4 protein-coding genes are annotated in these 4410 nt (G+C 78.6%); all 4 read right to left on the bottom strand.

Annotation, left to right across the window (positions count from 1 at the left end; all coding sequences use genetic code 11):
• Position 1 precedes the first annotated feature (1 nt).
• The 4 genes from hemL to hemC are packed head-to-tail and all read right to left on the bottom strand — an operon-like array spanning position 2 to position 4162.
• Positions 2-1315, bottom strand: coding sequence for a glutamate-1-semialdehyde 2,1-aminomutase (gene hemL / locus EBM89_RS19675; protein WP_122151281.1), 1314 nt, complete (start codon positions 1313-1315; stop codon positions 2-4).
• On the bottom strand, positions 1312-2367 hold the full coding sequence (gene hemB, locus EBM89_RS19670) for a porphobilinogen synthase (RefSeq protein WP_122151280.1): 1056 nt from the start codon (positions 2365-2367) through the stop codon (positions 1312-1314). The genes hemL and hemB overlap by 4 nt, the downstream gene beginning before the upstream one ends.
• Complete coding sequence (locus EBM89_RS19665) at positions 2364-3191, bottom strand: uroporphyrinogen-III synthase (protein ID WP_122151279.1); 828 nt, start codon at positions 3189-3191, stop codon at positions 2364-2366. Before EBM89_RS19665 ends, hemB begins: the two co-directional genes overlap by 4 nt.
• Entirely contained in the window at positions 3188-4162 is a 975-nt protein-coding gene (hemC, locus tag EBM89_RS19660; RefSeq protein WP_122151282.1) for a hydroxymethylbilane synthase, read from the bottom strand. Before hemC ends, EBM89_RS19665 begins: the two co-directional genes overlap by 4 nt.
• Between the last annotated feature and the right edge of the window lie 248 nt (positions 4163-4410).

The raw sequence follows: 4410 nt of genomic DNA, 5'->3' as shown, positions 1-4410 counted from the left end.
CTCAGGCCGCGGGGGCCACGGCGGCCGCCGCGGCGCGGGCCGCGGCGGGCAGCGCCGCGAGGACGCGGTCGAGCGCCGCGTCGTCGTGCGCCGCGGAGAGGAACCACGCCTCGAACGCCGACGGCGGCGCGTACACCCCGTCGCGCAGCAGGCTGTGGAAGAACGCCGGGTAGCGCCACGCCTCGGAGGCGAGCACCTGGGCGTAGTCCCGGGCGCCCGCGTCCGTGCCGAGCACGGTGCTGAACAGGTTGCTGGCCCGCTGCACGGTGTGCGGCAGACCGGCGGCGGCGAACGCCTCCGACACCGCGGCCTGCACGGTGGCGGACGCGGTGTCGACGCGGGCGTACACCGCGTCGTCCGCGAGCCGGAGCGTCGCCAGGCCCGCGGCGGTCGCGACCGGGTTCCCGGACAGCGTGCCTGCCTGGTAGACGGGGCCGAGCGGGGCGAGCGCGTCCATGACCTCGGCGCGGCCGCCGAGCGCGGCGACGGGCAGCCCGCCGCCGACGACCTTGCCGAAGGTCAGCAGGTCCGGCGTCCAGCCCTCGCGCTGCGCCTCCAGGCCCCACCAGCCCGCGGGGCCGACGCGGAACCCGGTCAGCACCTCGTCCTGGATGAGCAGGGCACCGTGGGCGTGCGCGATCCGGGCCAGGGCGGCGTTGTAGCCGGGCGGCGGCGGGACGACGCCCATGTTCGCCGGGGCGGCCTCGTAGATGATCGCGGCGACCGTGGGGCCGTGCTCCGCGAACGCGGCCTCGACGGCGGCGACGTCCCCGTAGGGCAGCACGATGGTCTCGGCGGCGATCGACGCGGGGACACCCGCCGACCCGGGCAGCGCGAGCGTCGCGACCCCGGACCCGGCGGCGGCCAGCAGGCCGTCGGAGTGGCCGTGGTAGTTGCCCGCGAACTTGATGACCCGGTCGCGGCCGGTGACGCCCCGGGCGACGCGGATGGCCGTCATGGTCGCCTCGGTGCCGGTGGACACCAGGCGCAGCCGTTCGACCGCGGGGACGCGCTCGCGGACGGCCTCGGCCAGCTCGACCTCGGCGAGCGTCGGCGCGCCGAAGCCCAGGCCGCGCGCGGCGGCCTCCTGCACCGCGGCGACGACCTCGGGGTGCGCGTGCCCGAGCAGCGCGGGGCCCCACGACCCGACGAGGTCGACGTACTCGCGCCCCTCGACGTCGGTGACGTACGCGCCGCGCGCCGAGGCCAGGAAGCGCGGCGCCCCGCCGACCGAGCCGAACGCGCGCACCGGCGAGCTCACCCCGCCCGGGGTGACGCCCAGCGCCCGCTCGAACAGCTCCTCCGACGTGGTCATCGCCACTCCTCCCGCAGCCAGTGGGCCAGCTCGACGGCCCAGTACGTCAGCACCTGGTCGGCGCCCGCGCGCCGGATCCCCAGGACGGACTCGGTGATCGCCCGCCGCCGGTCCAGCCAGCCCTGCGCGGCGGCGGCCTCGACCATCGCCATCTCGCCGGACACCTGGTACGCCGCGACCGGCACGGTGCTGGTGGCGGCGACGTCGGCGAGCACGTCCAGGTACGCCCCGGCGGGCTTCACCATGACGACGTCGGCGCCCTCCTCGATGTCGAGGGCCACCTCGCGCAGCGCCTCGCGGCGGTTGGCGGGGTCCATCTGGTAGGTCCGGCGGTCGCCGTCGAGCGTCGACTCGACCGCGTCGCGGAACGGCCCGTAGAGCACGCTCGCGTACTTGGCGGCGTAGGCCAGCACGGCGACGTCGGTGCGCCCGGCGGCGTCGAGGACGTCCCGGATGACGCCGACCTGGCCGTCCATCATCCCGCTGGGCGCGACCATGTGGGCGCCCGCGGCGGCCTGCGCGAGCGCCATCTCCGCGTACCGGACCAGGGTCGCGTCGTTGTCCACCGAGCCGTCGGCGGTCAGGACGCCGCAGTGCCCGTGGTCGGTGAACTCGTCCAGGCACAGGTCCGCCTGCACGACCAGGGCGTCCCCGACCTCGGCGCGCACGTCCGCGATGGCCTGGTTGAGCACGCCGTCGGGGTCGGTCGCGCCGGAGCCGTCGGCGTCGCGCACGAGGGGGACGCCGAACAGGTTGACGCCGCTGATGCCCGCGGCGGCGGCCTCCGCGACCGCGCGGCGCAGCGAGTCGCGCGTGTGCTGGACGACGCCCGGCATCGACGCGATCGGCGCGGGCTCGGCCAGGCCCTCCTTGACGAACAGCGGCAGCACGAGGTCGGCCGGGTGCAGCCGCACCTCGCTGACGGACCGGCGCAGGCCGGGGTTGCCGCGCAGGCGGCGGGGCCGGACGCGGCCGGGACGGGCCGCCGCGACGGCCTCGACGGGGCTGAGCGGGGCGGGCGCGGGTGCGCCGGTGGTGCGGGGCTCGGTCATGCGTGCTCTCCGGGGTGCTGCTCGGGGTCGGTGCGCGCGCCCGTCCGGGCGGTGACCGCTGCGGTCAGGGCGGCGACGAGGCCGCCCGGGGTCTGGTCCTCGGCGACGGCGTCCACCCGCAGGCCGAGCCGCCGCGCCTCCGCGGCCGTCGACCCGCCGATGCAGCACACCAGGGTCCTCGCGGGCGGGGCGCCGAGCATGGTCAGCAGGTTGCGGGCGGTGCTGCCCGAGGTCAGCAGCACGGCGTCGGTGCCGCCGGCGGCCCACGCGGCGCGCTCCTCGGGCTCGGGCGCCGGGCCGGGCACCGTCTGGTACGCCACGACGACGTCGACCGGCCAGCCGTGCGCGGTCAGGCCCTCGGCCAGCGTCGGGGCGGCGAGGTCGCCGAGCGGGAGCAGCACGCGCGCGGGGTCCTCCCCGGCGGGCGGCCACGCGGCCAGCAGCGTCGCTGCGGAGCTGCGGCCGGTCGGCACGAGGTCCACCTCGACGCCCGCCTCGCGCAGCGCCCGGGCGGTGGACCCGCCGACGGCCGCGACGCGGACGCCGTCGAGCAGCCCGGCCAGGGTGTGCCCGGTCTCGTCGGCACGGTCCACGAGCACCGGCACGGCGGCGGCGCTGGTCACGGCGACCCAGCCGTAGTACCCGACCTCGAGCGCGAGCAGGGCGTCGTCCAGCTCGGTGGGGTCGTGCGGCGGGACGGTCTGGATGAGCGGGACGACCTGCGGCTGCGCCCCGGCGGCGGTCAGCGCGATCACCAGCGGGTCGGGGCCGGGGGTCTCCCGGGGGACGAGGACGGTGAGCCCGGCCAGCGGGGCGGCGGTCACGCGCGACCGCCCGCGGCGAGGTCCGCCAGGTCGGCCGCGCCGTCGGCGAGCAGGGTCTCCGCCAGCCGGGTGCCGAGCCCCGCGGCGGCCAGGGCGGTGCGGGCCGCGTCGTCGGTGGCGCTGCCGTCGAGGGTCAGCGCGTCGGACCGGTGCAGGGACGCGGTGCCGTCGGTGCGCAGCACGACGGCGGACAGGGTGAGCACCCCGTCGTCGCCGAGGCGGGCGTGGGCGCCGACGGGGGCGGCGCACCCGGCCTCCAGCCGGTTGAGCAGCGCCCGCTCGGCCAGCACGGCGAGGTGGGTCGGCCGGTGGTCCAGGGCGGCGAGCGCGGCCGCGAGCGGCGTGCCCGCGACGGCGTCCTCGGCGCGCACCTCGACCGCCAGGGCGCCCTGGGCGGGCGCGGGCGTCATCACGTCCGGCGGCAGCGCCTCGGTGACGGCGTCCAGCCGGTCCAGCCGCGCCAGCCCGGCGGCGGCGAGCACCACGGCGTCGAGGTCGTCCTCGATGCGACGCAGGCGGGTGTCGACGTTGCCGCGGATGTCCACCACCCGCAGGTCGGGCCGGGCCGCGAGCAGCTGCGCGGCGCGGCGCGGCGAGCCCGTGCCGACGGACGCGCCCTCGGGCAGGGTCGCCAGCGTCCAGCCCTCGCGGGCGCACAGGGCGTCCCGCGGGTCCTGCCGCACGGGCACCGCGGCGACCACCAGGCCGGGGGCGGGGGTGGTCGGCAGGTCCTTGAACGAGTGCACCGCGACGTCGCAGCGCCCGTCGAGCAGCGCGTCCCGCAGCGCGGTGACGAACACCCCGGTGCCGCCGAGCGTCGCGAGCGACCCGGTGAGCCGGTCGCCGTCCGTGCGGACCCGCACGAGCTCGTGGTCACCGGCACCCAGCGCGGTCAGCGCGTCCGCCACGTGTCCCGTCTGCGTCAGGGCGAGCACGCTCGCACGGGTGCCGACCCGGACCGTCTGGGGCATGCCCCCAGTCTCGGTCACCCCGCGCGGGGTTGTCGAAACCCGGCCCTCGGGCCTGGGGACGACGAGCGCGGCGGCGGTGCGGCGGGCGTCCGGGACCACCGAGGCGAGGCCGTTGCCGGCCACCCACGCCCCGACCACGGCGAGCCCGGGCACCTCGGCCACGGCCGCGCGCACCGCCTCGACCGTCCGGCGGTGCGCGGGGCTGGGGACGGGCAGCCCCTGCCGCCAGCGCACCCGCGCCGACGCGC

Origin of the sequence: Cellulomonas triticagri, from assembly GCF_003696205.1 — a bacterium.
Classification (GTDB): Bacteria; Actinomycetota; Actinomycetes; order Actinomycetales; family Cellulomonadaceae; genus Cellulomonas; species Cellulomonas triticagri.
The sequence above is the reverse complement of the archived record's forward strand: the minus strand, read 5'-3'. Positions and strand labels throughout refer to the sequence as shown.